The organism is Celeribacter persicus (assembly GCF_003050785.1).
Classification (GTDB): domain Bacteria; phylum Pseudomonadota; class Alphaproteobacteria; order Rhodobacterales; family Rhodobacteraceae; genus Celeribacter; species Celeribacter persicus.
Genome location: NZ_QAOH01000014.1, coordinates 1 through 16,434, shown reverse-complemented (window position 1 = coordinate 16,434; position 16,434 = coordinate 1). Strand labels below are relative to the sequence as shown.

Genomic DNA, 16,434 nt, shown 5'->3' with positions numbered 1-16,434 from the left:
GCCCGTCGGCTCAGGACCTCGTGAAAAACATCCGCGCCGCCGGTGAAAACGAGTTCTAAAGGAGAGGAGGAAAGAAGGTCTGAGCAGGGCGTGCGCGGGGCGGCGTTTGGCGCAACAGGGTGCTCTGTCCCCTTGCCTTCCTGTCGCAAAAGAAAAAGCCCCGCCGCAATGGCGAGGCTTTCAACAGATGTATGAGCTGTGTCATCCCAACAGCCTCACCCTTGGCCGCCCCGCCCCGGCAGCAGGCAGGATCATCAGTTCGCTTATCGCCCAGACGAGCGCATCCAGCCGGTCGGGGCTTCCCGGCGCCTGATAGCCCTGCGCCGTCATCCTGATCATCTGATCCTCCAACGCACCGAGCCCGCGCGTGTGATACACCCGCCCCTGATCGTAGAGTGCGGCCACCGGTTCCGCCCGCGCCGCCTTGCCGCGCGAAGCGCGCACGGATTTATAGGGCACCAGCGGGTCGATCTGGCGCAGCACGGTTTCCACCAGATCGCCGCCCTGATTGACCTCCGCCACGATCCTGTCGCCCTCCCAGCGCTCCAGCGCACTGATCGCAGCACCGGCCCAGACCGTCGGCGATGAGGCCGAGACGGAGGCATCCTCCAGCACATAGGCGCGCCAGTCCTGCGACGGGCCTTTCGTCACCGCGCCCACCACGACAATGCCGCATTCGTCCGACCCTTTGTGCCCGGTCACTGGCGGGTCGACCGCCACGACGATCCGGTCGAACTCCGGCAGACGGCCCGCGCGCATTTCCTCAAACCGCGACAACGACCACAAAGCCCCCTCCTCCTCATCGAGCAGCACGCCATCCAGCTCCTGCCGCCCGAGCCGCGTGCCCGCATAGCGCGCCTTCACCTCTTCGAGGAAAGAGGCCGCAAGGTTCGTCGCATTCGCCTCGGTCGGCGCGTGCGTCACCACCGTGCTGTCGCGTGTCAAAAGCGCTTTCAGAATGCCGATATTGCGCGGCGTGGTCGTCACCACCGCGCGGGGATCGTCGCCAAGGCGCAGCCCGAATTGCAGCATGTCCCAAGCCTCCTGCGGCTTGCGCCATTTCGCGAGTTCATCGACCCAGGCCGCATCGAATTGCGGCCCGCGCAAGGCTTCCGGGTCGCTCCCGGAAAACACCGTCGCCTCCGCTCCGTTCGGCCACACCAATGTGCGCCGCGTCGCGCTCCATTGCGGGCGCCTGTCGGGGGGAGAACATGCGAGGAGACCGCTGTCGCCAAACACCATCACCTCGCGCGCCTGATCGTAGGTCTCGCCGATCAGGGCCACACGTTTGGCACGCCCCGGCTGTGTCGCGCGGGCCCCCTCGACCATGGAGCGCACCCATTCCGAACCGGCCCGCGTCTTGCCCGCACCGCGCCCGCCCAGGATCACCCATGTGCGCCACGCGCCCCCGGGCGGCAGTTGATGCTCCAGCGCCCATGCCTCGAACAGGTAAGGGAGCGCCAGAAGCGCCCCCTCCCCCAGACTTTCCAAAAACTCACTCTGCTCGGCTTCTGGCCTTGAGGCGAGCCAGCCGATCAAGGATCTCAGTTCTTGCGGCGTCGAAGTCGATTTCTCCCTCGCCAAGCTCTGCACGTTTGCGTTTTTCGTCATCGAGTTTCTGCCTTTCCGTGACAGCGGCCAGTTTCGCGCGCATCAGGTCGGCGATCAGAGGTTTCACCTCTTTCCCGGCCTTCTCGCCCTCCAGAAGCCTGTCGATCACATCGTCCAGCGCCATGATCGCCCAGAGCAGGCTCTGTTTGACCGACGCCTCGATCTGATCCACCGTTTCGAACTCATCCCCCACAGATGAAGTCACTTTCATGGTCTTCGCCTCTCATGCCTGAATGATCTCCGCACGAGAGACGCAGGCGTTTCCCGAGGGCCCCGTTTCCCTCTTCGATGGGTCCCGACACCCCCTCAGGTCCCGGAGGCGCCATCGCCCACGTCTTCCAGCTTCTGTGAGACTGATCCAAAGAACATAAGATTGGTTAAAACCGGCGCGCGGCAGTGTCTTCATCTCCGTTAACTCTTTCCCAACCGCCCTGAGAAAAACCCATGGACTTGTCAGAACGGTTTTTTTCCCGCATTGCTCGGAACCGACGAGGAGAAAGACCATGGCCAGCGCCCTGCACGATACGCTCTGCGAGCTTTACGAAGGCGACAGCGACCGCGCGCATCTGTTTCGCTATGTGCTTTTGGCCTTCGATCTGGTGACGATCCTCTTCGTCATCGTCACCTCTTTTTTCCCCCATCCGCTCTGGGTCGAAATCACGGATATGGTCTTTGGCGTGCTGATCCTGACGGATTTCACGGCACGGGTCTATGTCGCCAAAAACAAGCTGCGCTATCTCACGCGGCCTTCGACACTGGCCGATATCGTTGCGATGATCTCTTTTCTGGCACCTCTGGCGGGAGAAGGACTTGGTTTTCTGCGCATCCTGCGCACGCTGCGGCTGTTGCACACCTATCAGTTGATGAACCGGCTGCGGCAGGACTTCAAACTGTTCCGTAAACATGAGGAGGTGATCGTCGCCGCGATCAACCTTCTGGTGTTCATCTTCGTCACCACCGGGCTGATCTATGCGCTGGAACACGGCCACAACCCGATGATCCGCAACTACGCGGATGCGCTCTATTTCACCGTCACCACACTGACCACCACGGGCTTTGGCGACATCACCCTGCCGGGCACGTCGGGACGGATGGTCTCCATCGCAGTGATGTTTTTCGGCGTCACCCTTTTCCTGCGTCTGGCGCAGGTGCTGTTTCGCCCCTCGAAGGTACGTTACGAATGCCAGACCTGCGGGCTGATGTTGCATGACGCGGATGCGGTGCATTGCAAGCATTGCGGCGCGGTGGTGCATATCGACACCGAAGGGCTGAACTGAGAACGTGGGATGCCTCCGGCGGGAGTATTTTCACATCGGAAAGCCACGCGGCTTATTCCACAGCCGTCCCGAACAGCGTCACCATGGCCGCGATCCCTGTGACAGTGGTGAAGAAGGCGACATGGGCTATGGATTTGTCCTCCCGCCGTGCAAGCCCCACGGCAATCGCCCCCTGCACCGTGTAATAGGCGGCAAAGGCCTTGGATGCCCATGAGATGATCTGGAACACGTCGAGCGCCCAAGTGAGCACCAGCCCGAGCACGACCAGCACCGCATAGCCCACCTTCACAGGCACACGCCCCTTTGTGAGTTCCTCGACCAGTCCACCGGAGCCAGAGGTATCCGCCACCGCTGCAGAGAACTGTGCCGCAAGCGCCGCGATCACCAGCATCACGGGCAGGACCGGCGCGACAATCCGCATCATGTCGATGATCGCGGTTTCCGAGGTTTCGATCTGATCGGGACGGAACACGTAGGCCATGAGCACGACATAGACCATGTAGATCGCGGTCGAGACCCATTGCGCAAGCTTCATCGAACGCACCCGCGTGGCGGCGTCATACTCCTCGCCCAGATAGCGCGAGGTCTCGAACCCCTGCACGGTGACGATCAGCCCGAACAACAGGCTCAGCCCCGCCCATCCGGTCAGGCTCGCGGGCGTCACGATCAGCGTCCCGCCCTGCGCCTTGCCCACAAAGAACCATCCAAGCCCGATCAAAAGCCCGGCGATAATGGCGAGTTTGAGGCCTACGGAAACCTGCTCCATCCGCTCCAGCGCCTTGAACCCCCGCGTCCAGCCCACGATCAGGATCACGCCGAACACTGCCGAGGTCACGATGCGCCCGGCCAATTGCGTGTCCCATGGCGTGAGGCTGACGGCAAAAGCCCCCAGAAGGTTGAGATAATAAGCGACCGAGATGACATAGGCGAAGGCCAGAGCCCAGGAGGCGAGCCGTTCCATCCACGCCGTACGCGGGCCATGCGGCGCACGCGCCAGAGCCGCGATATTGAACCGCACCGCGGCACCGATGGCATAGGCAAGCGCGCACAGAAGCGCCATGGCGAGCGGGGTCCACGCGCCGTAAGCCTGTGCCAGGATCGGCCCGAGGACGAGAAAACCCGAACCGATGATTGACGCGAGCGGCGTGATCGTCGCTTTCCAGAGTTTTGCCCCCGAGAGCCGTGGCCAGCTCAAAAGCCCCGCAACCGCGAGCGTCGCGATGATGATGGCGATGGTTTCCATGGGCGCTCTCCCAAAACAAAAGGCGCGACCCGCGCCGCGCCTTTTTCAATCCATATCAAAACATTACTCGCTGGCGCGCTGCGCCTCGATCTCCCGCCACCTGGCGACATTGGCGTTGTGCTCCGCGAGCGTTTCCGCAAACGCATGCCCGCCCGTGCCATCGGCCACGAAGAACAGATACGGCGTTTCGTCCGGCTCCACCGCCGCCTGCATCGCCTCAAGTCCCGGATTGGCGATCGGTCCCGGCGGCATCCCTTCGATCACATAGGTGTTGTAGGGGCTGTTCGATTGCAGTTCCGACTGGCGCAGGCCACGCCCCAGAACACCGATCCCATTGGTCACGCCATAAATCACCGTCGGGTCGGTTTGCAGCCTCATACCGCGTTTCAAGCGGTTCTCGAACACCGAGGCCACTTGACGCCGCTCTTCGGCAACACCGGTTTCCTTCTCGATGATCGAGGCCATGGTGAGCATTTCCTCCGGCGTGTCGAACGGCAACCCGTCCACACGCGTCGCCCAGACCGTGTCGATACGCTGTTGTTGCAAGGCGACCATGCGGGCGATCAGATCGTCCACGTCAGTGCCCTCGCTCACCTCGTAACTGTCGGGTGCCAGCATCCCTTCGGACGGCATCTCCTCCGCCTCGACGGACCCCGTGAGGAAATCCGCCCCCTTCAGGCTCTCGACCACACGCCAAACCGTCGTGCCCTCGGCCACCAGAACCCGGTAACGGGTGTTCGCATCGCTGCGCACTTTGGTGTAGCCCTCGGGGATGGCATCGCCTTCCTCGCCCTCGGGACCGGGCTGGAATTCCACCGTCTCGACATAGCTCTGGGTCGCGGGATCAAGCTCGCGCACCTGCATCAGTGCGCGGTTCACCCCGATCCGATAGACCACTTCCGTGCCACAGGTCGAGGCCCCCCCACGAGTGATGATATCCACGATCTGCGCCATCGACGCGCCCTCGTCCACGAGGAACGCCCCGGCCTTGAGCTGTTGCGACTTGTCGGAATACTCCGCCCCGATGCGGAAAACAGACGGGTTGGTAATCGCGCCCTGTTCCGCCAGATCCTCCGACACCCGCCGCATGGTCGAGCCCGACGGCACACGCAGGCAGATCGCCTGATCGAGCGGCCCCTTGGCCACATATTGCCGCTTGCCCCAGGCAATCCCCCCCGCCAGAGCGATGAGGACGACGATGAACAGGGTCAGCGCATTCGAGGCGATGGATCGCCACATGTCAGCCGTCCACCTTCTTCAGAACCAGAGAGGCGTTGGTGCCGCCGAAGCCGAAGGAGTTCGACAGAGCCACGTCAATCTTGCGCTCGCGCTTGGCATTCGGCGCCAGATCGAGTCTGGCCTCGACCGCCGGGTTTTCGAGGTTGATCGTCGGCGGTGCCACCTGATCGCGGATCGCCAGCACGCAGAAGATCGCCTCGACCGCGCCAGCCGCGCCCAGAAGGTGACCGATGGACGATTTCGTCGAGGACATGGTCGCGGTGTCTGCAGCATCGCCCAAGAGGCGCTCGACCGCCGCCAGTTCGATCACATCGGCCATGGTCGAAGTGCCATGGGCGTTGATGTAATCCACGTCCTTCGGCTCAAGACCAGCCCGCGCCAGTGCCGCCTGCATCGCGCGATAGCCGCCGTCCCCGTCCTCAGAAGGCGCGGTGATGTGATAGGCGTCGCCCGACAGGCCATAGCCCACCACTTCGGCATAAATTTTCGCGCCGCGCGCCTTGGCGTGTTCGTATTCTTCCAGAACCACGATGCCTGCACCCTCGCCCATGACGAACCCGTCGCGATCCGCGTCATAGGGGCGCGAGGCGTGGGAGGGATCGTCCTTGCGCTTGGTCGACAGCGCCTTGCAGGCGTTGAAGCCCGCAATGCCCAGTTCGCAGATCGCCGCTTCCGCACCGCCCGCGACCATGACATCGGCATCGCCCAGCATGATAAGCCGCGATGCATCGCCGATGGCATGCGCGCCCGTGGAGCAGGCCGTAACCACTGCATGGTTCGGCCCTTTGAACCCGTAGCGGATCGACACCTGACCGGAGATCAGGTTGATCAGAGAACCGGGGATAAAGAACGGAGAAATCCGGCGCGGACCTTTTTCCTTGAGGATGATCGCCGCATCCGCGATGGAGGACAACCCCCCGATGCCCGACCCGATGAGCACGCCAGTGCGCAGACGATCTTCCTCATCCTCGGGTTTCCACCCGGCATCGGTGAGCGCCTGTTCCGCCGCCGCCATGCCGAACAGAATGAAATCGTCGACCTTCTTGCGGTCTTTCGGGGCCATCCAGTCGTCCGGATTGAACGTGCCGTTCGTCCCGTCGCCGAATTTCACCTCACAGGCGTAATCCGTCGCAAGCCCGCTCGCATCGAACCGCTGGATCGTTCCGGCGGCGGACTCGCCAGCCAGAATTCGCGTCCAGGTCTCCTCCACACCGCAAGCCAGCGGCGAAACCATCCCAAGTCCAGTGACAACTACTCGGCGCATCCGTGCCCCCTCATTTTTCGTCTGCGTTTTCTTACACGGCTCCGCCCCCCGATGGAAGACCGGGACGCACCCGGAACCCCAAATCGGCGGTATGCCGGTAACCAGATATTGAGGGTTTCGGGCATATCAATAGGGACATGCGCGATTTTGGTCCCGATATGTGGCAGGTTTGGCCCTTCACCGCCCTGCGCCGGCGCTGGTTTACTCTGGCTCTCTGCCTCGTTTCGATACCTGGCGGTCCCGTTGTGCGTACCGCCTCCGCCGATCCCTCCTGCGGGTTGGAAGGCTGGCTCACGGCACTCAACGACAGCGCCAATTCCTATGTCGCCGACCTCGGCACCCTGAAGGAGCACGACAGTGCGCGCCAGTTTCGCACCGAAATGGAGCGCTATGAACGCGACCATCTGTTGAAACAGATCCACGAGGCCGATCTCGGCGTCAATGAAAAACCGCTGATGGATTTCATTTCCTCGCGACGGCATCTTCTGGATTTGCATCAGGAAAACTGGGGCGAAATGGCCCAAAGGTACGGCGGCGATCCGCGCTTTGGTGCGCAGGCGGACAGCCTTTCGCGCTATCTCACCGCCACGCCCTGCGACCCAACCGCGCCCGATCACCTCAACGCCAGCGACACACCTAAGGACAGCCTGATGGCCCGTCTCACCGGTGGCATGCAGGAAATTTCGAAAATCGTCACCTCCATGTCGCAGGAAGAGACCGAACCAGAGCCCCCGGTCGATCCGGACAATTTCGATGACTTCCGCCCGGCCGGGCAAAAGCCGGCGCGCAGTACAACGTCTGCCATGCCGCTCAGCCCGTCGGGCAACGTCGCCTTCGTGCTGGGCATGTTCACCTTCATCACCGCCATCGCCGTCTGGATCTGGATGCGCTGCGGCATTGTGCAGCGCCGGGCCATTCGTTACCCATGCGCGCTGCCCGTGGTGATTTTCGACGGGGTGTTGCCGGTCATCGGTGAGGTGCTCGACATCAGCCAGGTGGGTTGCAAGATCGAAAGCAGCCATGAATTGCAGCTCCGCCAGAGGGTGCGACTGACCTGTGGCCCGGTCGAGTGCAAAGCCCGCGTGATCTGGCGCAACAACCACTTTCTCGGCCTGAAATTCGACCGCCAACTGACCGAGGCGGAACTCAAGGGCCTGCTCGGCCCCCATGCCGCACAGATCGCCGCAGATCGTGCCGAAGCGCTGGCTTTCGGGGCTCTGGCAAAGGAGGACGATCCTCCGGACGACACGGGGAGCGGCGATCCTCATCCCGAGCTTGCCGCCTGAGGTACCCACAAAAGAAAACGACGCACTCACCGAGCGCGCCGTCTTGAAATTCCGCCCCGAACGGGGCCCGCTCGGAGTGATCCGATCAGGAAGCTTCGGTGATGAACTTCACCGCGTCGCCGAAGGTCTGGATGGTTTCGGCAGCGTCGTCCGGGATCTCGATGCCGAACTCTTCCTCAAAAGCCATGACCAGCTCGACGGTGTCGAGGCTGTCAGCGCCCAGATCGTCGATGAAGGACGCGGTTTCCGTCACTTTGTCTTCTTCCACGTCGAGATGCTCGACAACGATCTTTTTCACGCGATCTGCGATGTCGCTCATGTTCTTTCCTCACAATTTCGGGCCCGATGCCCAATTTAGATCCGGCCCTCGGGCCACTCGTTCTACATGCCGCCGGAACCGGGTCATTGCAACCCCGTCCTCGGGTCATGCACCACACAAACAACTGGCAAACACCTGCCCGCGTGGCTCAATCTGCGCTGCTCATAGCACAATCCACCCCGGTGGCAAATGTTTTGTGACGCCACGTCGGGAAGGGACTTATGCGCTCAGAGCATAGCCATGCCGCCGTTGACGTGCAGCGTCGTGCCGGTGGTATAGCCCGCTTCCTGAGAGGACAGATACAACACCGCCGCGGCGATCTCTTCCGGCGTGCCCATGCGCGCCGCCGGGATCTGGGCGTTGATCTTGTCTTTCTGGTCGTCCGTCAGCTTTTCGGTCATCGCCGTTGCGATGAAACCGGGCGCCACGCAGTTCACCGTGATGCCCCGCGTCGCCACCTCATAAGCGAGCGATTTGGACATGCCGACCATACCCGCCTTGGACGCAGCATAGTTGCCCTGCCCCGGATTGCCGGTCGCCCCCACGATGGAGGAAATATTGACGATCCGGCCCCAGCGCGCCTTCATCATGCCGCGCAGCACACCCTTGCACAGACGGAAGGTCGAGGTCAGATTGACGTTTAGCACGCTGTCCCATTCGTCATCCGACATGCGCATGAACAGGTTGTCGCGCGTGATGCCGGCGTTGTTCACCAGAATATCGACCGACCCCATGGCCTCGGCGGCCTGTTTCGGCAACGCCTCGACACTCTCCTTGTCCGAAAGGTTGCAGGGTAGCACATGCGCCCGCTCACCGAGTTCCGCCGCCAAAGCCTCCAGCGGCTCGACCCGCGTGCCGGACAGTGCGACCGTTGCGCCCGCATCGTAAAGCGCCTTGGCAATCGCCCCGCCAATGCCGCCGGACGCACCGGTGATCAGCGCATTTTTCCCAGTCAGATCAAACATTTCCACTCTCTCCCGAAGCATCCTGCTTCTTTTGTCTCTAAATATCCCGGGGTGAGCCGCGCCAAAAGGCGCGGTGAGGGGCAGCGCCCCTTATTCCTTCAGCTTTGCAATATCCTCAGGCGTGCCGATCGCGGTGCAGGCGATGGATTTCTCGATCCGCCGCACCATCCCAGAAAGTGCCTTGCCCGCGCCAATTTCCCAGATTTCGGTGATACCCTGCTCCGCCATATAGGCCACGGATTCGCGCCAGCGCACCGACCCCGTCACCTGCTCGACCAGAAGCGCGCGGATCAGCGTCGGATCGGTCACGGCGGCGGCGCGCACATTGGCCACCAACGGCACAACCGGCTCCGAAATCTCCACATCGTCCAGCGCCTCGGCCATCACATCCGCCGCGGGCCCCATCAGAGCACAATGGAACGGTGCGGATACCGGCAGAAGCACCGCGCGTTTCGCACCCTTCTCCTTGGCGATCTCGACTGCTCGCTCCACGGCGTCCTTGTGACCGGAGACCACGACCTGCCCCGGATCGTTGTCATTGGCGGCCTGACAAACCTGACCCTGCGCGGCCTCTTCGGCCACCTCTTTCACCGTCGCGAAATCGAGACCCAGAAGTGCGGCCATCGCGCCCACGCCCACCGGAACGGCGGCCTGCATCGCCTGACCGCGTGTGCGCAAAAGCCGCGCCGTGTCGGCCACGGAAATCGCGCCCGCCGCCGCCAGCGCGGAATATTCGCCAAGCGAATGCCCGGCCACGAATGCCGCGTCCGTCACCGCAAACCCTTCGGCCTCAAGTGCCCGCATCGCCGCCAGAGAGGTCGCCATCAGCGCCGGCTGGGCATTCTGCGTCAGGGTCAGAGTCTCGATATCCCCCTCCCAGATCAGCGCGGAGAGCTTTTCGCCGAGCGCCTCGTCCACCTCATCGAAAATGGCTTTCGCCGCCGGATAGGCCGCGGCCAAAGCCTTGCCCATGCCGATCGTCTGGGCGCCTTGCCCCGGAAACACGAATGCGCGCGTCATGCCCGCCCCTCCACATGTCTGTCTCTGTCGGACACGGGTCTAACGATCCCGCGCCCGCACGGCAAGGCAGCACAGACGGAAAGAAGGGTGAACCCGGCAAAACGCGGATAGATCAGCGCAAAGCCCGCGGCAGGCTCCGTGTCACGCCAGTCTGTCCCGAGGGCGCGGCCTTCACCCGCGACGGCTGCACCTGTTCCTGCTCCTCCGGGTGCAGATCGCCGTTCAGATCGTACCAGACCTCACGCATCAGATTTTCCTCCCCCGTGAACAGCGTCATGACCTCGCCAGAACGTCCGTATCGCAGGTTCAACTGGGTCAGCCGCCCCGCTCCGGGCAGGCGTCGCAGGAACACCGATCCGATTTCGGCGAACCCGATCACCGTGTTCAGCCGGGCCTCCGATTTCCGGTTGCGCCAGACCAAGCGCAACTGCCCGCGTTGCAGATCGACCTGCACCTCGCGCATCAGCCCGCGCTCAGAGAGATGACCGAAGGCCAACCCAATCAGGCCGAGAGCGACCGAAAGCCCGACCTTGATCCCCAGAACGCCGAACGTAAATGTCGACCCCGGCAAAAGCCAGAGCCCGGCCATGCCCGCAAAACACAGGACGGAGCCGATCCGCAACAGCGTTTCCGCCCGCGCCCGCATCCCGTCCATCCCATCCTTGCGCACAAGGCTGTAGCCCCAGCCGCGTTCGAGACGGGCGATTGTCCCGTTTCCGAAGTGCGCATCTTTTTCCAGACCGGAAGAAAAGGTCATCACCTTCTTTCCCTCATTGTTGTCTCATCCACCTGAGGTTGAGTCATCCTGGTTAATCTGGGCGGGATTGTGGCCTGCAGACGGAGTTTTCGCGCCATTGCCCGCCATTCGCCCATTGCCGTAGCGGCAACTCCGCATTGGCTTGTCCGACCCGGACAAGCCTTGGTAAATCACGGGCAAATTGCGGGGAATTCTCCCTTGCGCCAACACGCAGGATGCGTATAAAGGCGCATCCTTTTCGCAAGACACGTATGAACCGCGCAGTCTCTCGTGGACGGGCCGCGAAAAGGCCAAACGCCCGCCCTATGAAATGCGCCTGAAATGAACTGGAGTCTCCATGCCGCTTTACGAGCATGTCTTCATTGCGCGTCAGGATCTGTCCAACGCGCAGGCCGAAGGTCTCATCGAACATTTTGGCACCGTGCTGTCGGACAACGGCGGTAAAGTCGTCGAATCCGAATACTGGGGCGTCAAAACGATGGCCTACAAGATCAACAAGAACCGCAAGGGCCACTACGCCTTCCTGCGCACCGACGCTCCGTCGGATGCCATTCAGGAAATGGAACGCCTGATGCGTCTGCACGACGACGTGATGCGCGTCCTGACCATCAAGGTCGACGCTCATGAGGAAGGCCCCTCCGTCCAGATGCAGAAACGCGACGACCGCGAAGAGCGTCGTCCGCGTCGTCAGTAATCTTGTTTGGAAAGGACCTAACCCATGGCCGCTAAACCGTTTTTCCGCCGTCGTAAAGTCTGCCCGTTCTCTGGCGAGAACGCGCCCGCCATCGACTACAAGGACACCCGTCTTCTCCAGCGCTACATCTCCGAGCGCGGCAAGATCGTCCCGTCCCGCATCACCGCAGTCTCTGCGAAGAAACAGCGTGAACTGGCCCGTGCCATCAAACGCGCTCGCTTCCTCGCCCTGCTGCCCTACGCTGTGAAGTAAGGAGTAGATCCAATGGAAGTTATCCTTCTCGAACGCGTGGCCAAGCTTGGCCAGATGGGCGATGTCGTGTCCGTCAAGGACGGCTACGCCCGCAATTTCCTGCTGCCGCAGGAAAAGGCGCTGCGTGCCTCCGAGGCGAACATCAAGGCTTTCGAAGCTCAGAAAGCCCAGCTCGAAGCCCGCAACCTTGAGACCAAGAAAGAGGCCGAGGCTCTGGCCGCGAAACTCGACGGCGAGAAATTCGTCGTGATTCGCTCCGCCTCCGACTCCGGTTCGCTCTACGGCTCCGTCACCCCGCGTGACGCCGCCGAGGCCGCGACCGCCGGCGGCTTCTCCATCGACCGCAAACAGGTCGCTCTGAAAGCCCCGATCAAGGAACTTGGCCTGCACGAAGTGCACGTCCTCCTGCACCCGGAAGTCGACGCCACGATCATCCTGAACGTGGCCCGCTCGGAAGAAGAAGCCGAGCTTCAGTCCGCTGGCAAATCCATTCAGGAACTTGCCGCCGAAGCCGAAGCCCAGGCCGAATTCGAGATCGCGGAGCTTTTCGACGACATCGGTGGCGCCGCCTCCGACGACGAAGACTTCGCCGCTCCGGCTGCCGAGACCGAAGAAGAGTAATCTTCTTCCTCTCCACGATTTTGAAAGCCCCGCTCACCGGCGGGGCTTTTTCTTTGGCTAAAGCGTTTCGCATTAAAGCTGAATCACAGATTTAGTGTGAAAAGCTCACAACGTTTATATGCTGCACTGCGTTTTTCTTTTTCCCTGCCTCAGATAAAAAGAAAAACGCTTTAAAGCACAAAAACCGGAACGGCGGGGTTTTGCCGATACGTTCTCGCGAGACTTGGCAGAGAGTCCGAAACATGGTCAATAAACTCAGTTCAACTTTCAAAGAGTTCTCGAATGACCGCAGTCGCCCGCCGGACCTTCCTCTTGTCCGCCCTCGCCCTCGCAGCCTGTGGCAACAAGGCTGAAGTCTCCCGTGCCCGCTCCTTCGATCCGCCGCTCTACCCCAATGAGACACCGGAACTGCGGGCGTTGATCAACAAATGGGCCGACCATTACGAAATTCCGCGTGAGCTGGTACATCGTCAGGCCGTGCGTGAAAGCACCCATAACCCGGCGGCACGCAACGGGCCGTATTGGGGCCTCCTGCAAATCCTGCCGCAAACCGCGCGCACCATGGGCTTTCAGGGCGAACCGAGAGACCTTCTGAACGCAGATGTAAACCTGAAATACGCGGGCAAATACCTGCGTGGCGCTTATCTCGTCTCCGGCGGCGACATCGACCGCGCCATGGGCTGGTACGCGCGCGGCTATTACTATGAGGCCAAGAAACAAGGCCTTCTGTATGAGACGGGGCTACGCAGCTAAACGCTTCTTTTGTCCGGAAATATCCCGGGGGTGAGCGAAGCGAGGGGGCAGAGCCCCCTTTTTCTTTGCTTGTGACACATCCCGAATAGAAAAAAGCTACCTCGTTTCCGAAGCAGCCTTTCCCTGTGTCTCAAAGCGGTCCTGAGGATCAATCCTCGGTCGTCGACACCAGTTTCCAGAGCACCCCGCCGATCACGGCCCCGACGAGCGGCGCCCCCCAGAACAGCCAGAGTTGACCCAACGCGGCCGTCTCCGCAAACAGGGCCACGCCGGTCGAGCGTGCCGGGTTTACCGAAGTGTTGGTCACCGGAATGGAGATCAGGTGGATCAGCGTCAGACCGAGACCGATAGCAATCGGCGCAAACCCTGCCGGTGCGCCTTTCGAGGTCGAGCCGAGGATGATGAAGAGGAACCCTGCGGTCAGGATGATCTCGATCACCAGAGCGGCCAGCAGGGAATACCCCTGCGGCGACAGTTCGCCGTAGCCGTTGGACGCAAAACCGCCCGTGCCCGCGAACCCGGTCATGCCGGAGGCAATGACATAAAGCGCCGCCCCCGCGAGAATGGCCCCGACGACTTGCGCGCCCCAATAGACCGGCAGCTCTTTGGCCGGGTGACGCCCGGCCACCACAAGACCCAGCGTCACCGCCGGGTTGAAATGACCGCCCGAGATATGCCCGACCGCATAGGCCATGGTTAGCACCGTCAGACCGAAGGCCAGTGCCACACCCGCGTAACCGATGCCGACATCCGGTACCCCGGCGGCATAGATTGCGCTGCCACATCCGCCGAATACCAGCCAGAAAGTCCCAAGACCTTCCGCCATAAGTTTCTTCATCATGAAGTTTCTCCTGTACAGATTTCCTTTCCCGTAGCACCGGGCGGTCTCTCTGACATGGGGAATTCCATGATGGCGCAGTCATATCGAATGGCCGTTTTGACGGAAAAGGCCGCTCCTTTTCAGGAGCGGCCCTCTGTCCCTCGCTCGATGCGAGATGCCCTTTTCAGGCTTATGTCTTATTCTTCGTCGAGCGCTTCGACGGCTTTTTCGAGGTCCTCTTTCGAGACCTCTTTTTCCGTCACCTGAGCCTGCTCGGCGATGTAGTCGACCACTTTGTCCTCGAACAGCGGAGCCTGGATCTGCTGACGCATCTGCGGGTTCTGCTGCACGAATTCAAAGAACTGACGCTCCTGACCCGGGTATTGACGGGCCTGGGTCAGCACGGCCTGAGTGAACTCGGCGTCGGTGACCTGAATTTCCTGTTTCTGGCCGATGTCAGCCAGCAGGAGACCAAGGCGCACGCGGCGTTCGGCCAGTTTGGTGTGCTCTTCGGTGGTCTCGATTTCCGGGTGATCGTGGCCGTGCACGTCCGGGTTTTCCTCGTGCCAGAGCTGGTGCGCAATCTGCTTGGCTTCGGCTTCGACAAGGCTCGGCGGCAGTTCGAAGGACACTTTGGTGTCGAGCTGGTCAAGCAGACCACGCTTCATGATCGCACGGGCCGCACCGGCATACTCGGCTTCGAGACGCTCGGTGATCTGGTTTTTCAGCGCAACGAGATCTTCGGCTCCGAATTTTTTCGCCAGTTCGTCGTCGATCTCGGCCGCTACCGGGGTTTTCACGGCTTTGACAGTGCACTCGAAAGTGGCGTCTTTACCGGCGAGGTTGGCGGCGCCGTACTCTTCGGGGAATTTCACTTCGACGTTTTTCGCGTCACCGGCTTTCAGACCGACAAGCTGCTCTTCGAAACCCGGAATGAAGGAGCCGGAGCCCAGCACCAGCGGGTAGTCTTCCGCTTCGCCGCCCTCGAAAGCTTCTCCATCGACGAACCCTTTGAAGTCGATCACGACCTGATCGCCATCTTCGGCCGCACCGTCCTTGTCCTCGAAGTTCTGCGCGGTCGCTGCGAGGTTCTTCAGCGCATCTTCGATTTCATCCGCACCGGCTTTGACAACGAGCTTTTCGAGCGTCACGGTGGAGAGATCGGCTTCCGGAATCTGCGGCAGGGCTTCGTAGGTCATGGTGACGATGACATCGTCGCCCTCTTTCCACTCTTCGCCGCCTTCCATGGTGACGTTCGGCTGCATCGCCGGTTTGTCGCCAGAGGCCTCGAAGTGGTCGTTCATCGCCGCATCGACGGTTTCCTGCATGGCTTCGCCCAGAACGCGCGGGCCGAATTGCTTTTTGAGCAGCGCCAGCGGCACCTTGCCCTTGCGGAAGCCTTTCATTTCGACTTCCGGCTGGGCTTCCTTGAGCTTGGCGGTAACTTTGTCGTCCAGCTCGGCGGCGGTGATGGTGATCTGATAGCCGCGCTTCAGACCTTCGTTCAGGGTCTCGGTGACCTGCATCTTGGCGTCCTTCTTACGTCTTGTACGTCTGTTTGATACGTCTGTACGTCCAGTCAGGCCGCAACGAAAGGCGACCGTGTAAATCAGTCGCCCTTCTAGGCGGTCAAAGCCCATCGTGCAAGGCGATTCCGTCCCCCTTGAAGACCGGATAATCCCGGTGCCGCCTCAACCGCTTTTGTGGAGCGCGTGCAACACCGCCGAGGCGATTGGCCGGGCGGCATACCGCAAGCGCCCCAAGTCCTTGCTCCGGTTACAATACGGCTGATACACAGTCACCAATCAAGAATTTACAATGAGCAGGTTCCATCATGAAACTCATCCCCTCCGCCCTGATCGCCCTATCCTGCCTCACTCTTGTCGCCTGTGGCGAGAGTACGGATGAAGAGTCCGGCAGCGGTGGCGGCGTGACCGGCAATCAACCGGATTGGAACCGGTATGAAGAAAATGCGGTGGCGGCAGACAGTGTCGCAGCGGATATGAGTGCCGCGACACGGGTTGACACCGCACCCACTCAGGACACCGCCTCGATGAGCGGTGTCTTTGCGGCTGATACCATTGCTTCAACAGGCGGAATTCCCGGAACCATGGTCGGAGAAATGACCATGGAAGCCGATTTCGGCGAAGGCACTGTGGAAGGCAAACTCTACAACACCTTCCTCGATTACGGCAGTACGCATGACCCTCTGAGCGGTTGAGAACGGCGGTGCAAAATTAGACCACGGTAGCGCCGTCGTATTGACGGTGCGGGCGGCGTAAAAGTCGTCCACTTTTTCCCTTCTTGCGGCAG

At 61.4% G+C, this 16,434-nt stretch carries 18 protein-coding genes; 7 read left to right on the top strand and 11 right to left on the bottom strand.

The window, feature by feature from the left end:
* Window positions 1-201: 201 nt before the first annotated feature.
* Window positions 202-1,611 carry a DNA-packaging protein gene (locus tag C8N42_RS15485; protein ID WP_107817486.1) on the bottom strand — a complete coding sequence of 470 codons (1,410 nt, stop codon included), beginning with the start codon at window positions 1,609-1,611 and terminating at the stop codon, window positions 202-204.
* The gene (locus tag C8N42_RS21400) at window positions 1,496-1,822 is read right to left on the bottom strand and encodes a hypothetical protein (protein WP_146168281.1); all 327 of its coding nucleotides are present in this window, start codon (window positions 1,820-1,822) and stop codon (window positions 1,496-1,498) included. The genes C8N42_RS15485 and C8N42_RS21400 overlap by 116 nt, the downstream gene beginning before the upstream one ends.
* A 292-nt stretch (window positions 1,823-2,114) precedes the next feature.
* Between C8N42_RS21400 and C8N42_RS15480 the strand changes: the two genes are divergently transcribed.
* The gene (locus tag C8N42_RS15480; RefSeq protein WP_107817485.1) at window positions 2,115-2,888 is read left to right on the top strand and encodes a potassium channel family protein; all 774 of its coding nucleotides are present in this window, start codon (window positions 2,115-2,117) and stop codon (window positions 2,886-2,888) included.
* Window positions 2,889-2,940: 52 nt separating this feature from the next.
* Here C8N42_RS15480 and C8N42_RS15475 read toward each other — a convergent pair whose 3' ends face one another.
* The 3 genes from C8N42_RS15475 to fabF all read right to left on the bottom strand — a co-directional run bounded on the left by C8N42_RS15475 (window position 2,941) and on the right by fabF (window position 6,634).
* Window positions 2,941-4,131, bottom strand: coding sequence for an APC family permease (locus tag C8N42_RS15475; protein ID WP_107817484.1), 1,191 nt, complete (start codon window positions 4,129-4,131; stop codon window positions 2,941-2,943).
* A gap of 63 nt (window positions 4,132-4,194) precedes the next feature.
* Window positions 4,195-5,370, bottom strand: a complete 1,176-nt coding sequence (gene mltG, locus C8N42_RS15470) for an endolytic transglycosylase MltG (RefSeq protein WP_107817483.1) — start codon at window positions 5,368-5,370, stop codon at window positions 4,195-4,197.
* Between the two features lies 1 nt (window position 5,371).
* Complete coding sequence (gene fabF / locus C8N42_RS15465; RefSeq protein ID WP_107817482.1) at window positions 5,372-6,634, bottom strand: beta-ketoacyl-ACP synthase II; 1,263 nt, start codon at window positions 6,632-6,634, stop codon at window positions 5,372-5,374.
* 137 nt (window positions 6,635-6,771) lie between these two features.
* Here fabF and C8N42_RS15460 point away from each other — a divergent pair, with 137 nt between their 5' ends.
* Window positions 6,772-7,920 (top strand): PilZ domain-containing protein, encoded by a 1,149-nt coding sequence (locus C8N42_RS15460; RefSeq protein WP_107817481.1) that lies wholly within the window; start codon window positions 6,772-6,774, stop codon window positions 7,918-7,920.
* Between the two features lie 85 nt (window positions 7,921-8,005).
* Here the strand turns inward: C8N42_RS15460 and C8N42_RS15455 are convergent, their stop codons facing one another.
* From C8N42_RS15455 to C8N42_RS15440, 4 genes are all read right to left on the bottom strand, one after another.
* The gene (locus C8N42_RS15455) at window positions 8,006-8,239 is read right to left on the bottom strand and encodes an acyl carrier protein (protein WP_009571390.1); all 234 of its coding nucleotides are present in this window, start codon (window positions 8,237-8,239) and stop codon (window positions 8,006-8,008) included.
* A gap of 227 nt (window positions 8,240-8,466) precedes the next feature.
* Window positions 8,467-9,204 carry a 3-oxoacyl-ACP reductase FabG gene (gene fabG / locus C8N42_RS15450; RefSeq protein WP_107817480.1) on the bottom strand — a complete coding sequence of 246 codons (738 nt, stop codon included), beginning with the start codon at window positions 9,202-9,204 and terminating at the stop codon, window positions 8,467-8,469.
* Window positions 9,205-9,294: 90 nt separating this feature from the next.
* Complete coding sequence (gene fabD / locus C8N42_RS15445) at window positions 9,295-10,224, bottom strand: ACP S-malonyltransferase (protein WP_107817479.1); 930 nt, start codon at window positions 10,222-10,224, stop codon at window positions 9,295-9,297.
* 112 nt (window positions 10,225-10,336) lie between these two features.
* Window positions 10,337-10,981, bottom strand: coding sequence for a hypothetical protein (locus tag C8N42_RS15440; protein WP_107817478.1), 645 nt, complete (start codon window positions 10,979-10,981; stop codon window positions 10,337-10,339).
* A gap of 337 nt (window positions 10,982-11,318) precedes the next feature.
* Here C8N42_RS15440 and rpsF point away from each other — a divergent pair, with 337 nt between their 5' ends.
* The 4 genes from rpsF (at window position 11,319) to C8N42_RS15420 (ending at window position 13,301) form a co-directional block, all read left to right on the top strand.
* Entirely contained in the window at window positions 11,319-11,675 is a 357-nt protein-coding gene (gene rpsF, locus C8N42_RS15435) for a 30S ribosomal protein S6 (RefSeq protein ID WP_107817477.1), read from the top strand.
* Window positions 11,676-11,699: 24 nt separating this feature from the next.
* Window positions 11,700-11,927: a 30S ribosomal protein S18 gene (gene rpsR / locus C8N42_RS15430; protein WP_028957713.1), complete on the top strand. Its 228-nt coding sequence runs from the start codon at window positions 11,700-11,702 to the stop codon at window positions 11,925-11,927.
* A 12-nt stretch (window positions 11,928-11,939) separates the two neighbouring features.
* A complete protein-coding gene (rplI, locus tag C8N42_RS15425) occupies window positions 11,940-12,548 on the top strand; it encodes a 50S ribosomal protein L9 (protein WP_107817476.1) in 609 nt (202 codons plus the stop codon).
* 282 nt (window positions 12,549-12,830) lie between these two features.
* On the top strand, window positions 12,831-13,301 hold the full coding sequence (locus C8N42_RS15420) for a transglycosylase SLT domain-containing protein (RefSeq protein ID WP_107817475.1): 471 nt from the start codon (window positions 12,831-12,833) through the stop codon (window positions 13,299-13,301).
* 148 nt (window positions 13,302-13,449) lie between these two features.
* On the opposite strand, the gene aqpZ is transcribed toward C8N42_RS15420, so the two are convergent.
* Both aqpZ and tig read right to left on the bottom strand, forming a co-directional pair.
* A complete protein-coding gene (gene aqpZ / locus C8N42_RS15415; protein WP_107817474.1) occupies window positions 13,450-14,142 on the bottom strand; it encodes an aquaporin Z in 693 nt (230 codons plus the stop codon).
* 176 nt (window positions 14,143-14,318) lie between these two features.
* Window positions 14,319-15,647 carry a trigger factor gene (tig, locus tag C8N42_RS15410; RefSeq protein ID WP_107817473.1) on the bottom strand — a complete coding sequence of 443 codons (1,329 nt, stop codon included), beginning with the start codon at window positions 15,645-15,647 and terminating at the stop codon, window positions 14,319-14,321.
* 308 nt (window positions 15,648-15,955) lie between these two features.
* On the opposite strand from tig, the gene C8N42_RS15405 reads away from it, so the two are divergent.
* Complete coding sequence (locus tag C8N42_RS15405) at window positions 15,956-16,342, top strand: hypothetical protein (protein ID WP_107817472.1); 387 nt, start codon at window positions 15,956-15,958, stop codon at window positions 16,340-16,342.
* Window positions 16,343-16,434 lie beyond the last annotated feature (92 nt).

Excerpts from the sequence above, each read along its gene's own strand:
- C8N42_RS15485 (WP_107817486.1), bottom strand. The coding sequence starts at position 1,611 with ATGACGAAAAACGCAAACGTGCAGAGCTTGGCGAGGGAGAAATCGACT.
- C8N42_RS21400 (WP_146168281.1), bottom strand. The coding sequence starts at position 1,822 with ATGAAAGTGACTTCATCTGTGGGGGATGAGTTCGAAACGGTGGATCAG.
- C8N42_RS15480 (WP_107817485.1), top strand. The coding sequence starts at position 2,115 with ATGGCCAGCGCCCTGCACGATACGCTCTGCGAGCTTTACGAAGGCGAC.
- C8N42_RS15475 (WP_107817484.1), bottom strand. The coding sequence starts at position 4,131 with ATGGAAACCATCGCCATCATCATCGCGACGCTCGCGGTTGCGGGGCTT.
- mltG (WP_107817483.1), bottom strand. The coding sequence starts at position 5,370 with ATGTGGCGATCCATCGCCTCGAATGCGCTGACCCTGTTCATCGTCGTC.
- fabF (WP_107817482.1), bottom strand. The coding sequence starts at position 6,634 with ATGCGCCGAGTAGTTGTCACTGGACTTGGGATGGTTTCGCCGCTGGCT.
- C8N42_RS15460 (WP_107817481.1), top strand. The coding sequence starts at position 6,772 with ATGCGCGATTTTGGTCCCGATATGTGGCAGGTTTGGCCCTTCACCGCC.
- C8N42_RS15455 (WP_009571390.1), bottom strand. The coding sequence starts at position 8,239 with ATGAGCGACATCGCAGATCGCGTGAAAAAGATCGTTGTCGAGCATCTC.
- fabG (WP_107817480.1), bottom strand. The coding sequence starts at position 9,204 with ATGTTTGATCTGACTGGGAAAAATGCGCTGATCACCGGTGCGTCCGGC.
- fabD (WP_107817479.1), bottom strand. The coding sequence starts at position 10,224 with ATGACGCGCGCATTCGTGTTTCCGGGGCAAGGCGCCCAGACGATCGGC.
- C8N42_RS15440 (WP_107817478.1), bottom strand. The coding sequence starts at position 10,981 with ATGACCTTTTCTTCCGGTCTGGAAAAAGATGCGCACTTCGGAAACGGG.
- rpsF (WP_107817477.1), top strand. The coding sequence starts at position 11,319 with ATGCCGCTTTACGAGCATGTCTTCATTGCGCGTCAGGATCTGTCCAAC.
- rpsR (WP_028957713.1), top strand. The coding sequence starts at position 11,700 with ATGGCCGCTAAACCGTTTTTCCGCCGTCGTAAAGTCTGCCCGTTCTCT.
- rplI (WP_107817476.1), top strand. The coding sequence starts at position 11,940 with ATGGAAGTTATCCTTCTCGAACGCGTGGCCAAGCTTGGCCAGATGGGC.
- C8N42_RS15420 (WP_107817475.1), top strand. The coding sequence starts at position 12,831 with ATGACCGCAGTCGCCCGCCGGACCTTCCTCTTGTCCGCCCTCGCCCTC.
- aqpZ (WP_107817474.1), bottom strand. The coding sequence starts at position 14,142 with ATGATGAAGAAACTTATGGCGGAAGGTCTTGGGACTTTCTGGCTGGTA.
- tig (WP_107817473.1), bottom strand. The coding sequence starts at position 15,647 with ATGCAGGTCACCGAGACCCTGAACGAAGGTCTGAAGCGCGGCTATCAG.
- C8N42_RS15405 (WP_107817472.1), top strand. The coding sequence starts at position 15,956 with ATGAAACTCATCCCCTCCGCCCTGATCGCCCTATCCTGCCTCACTCTT.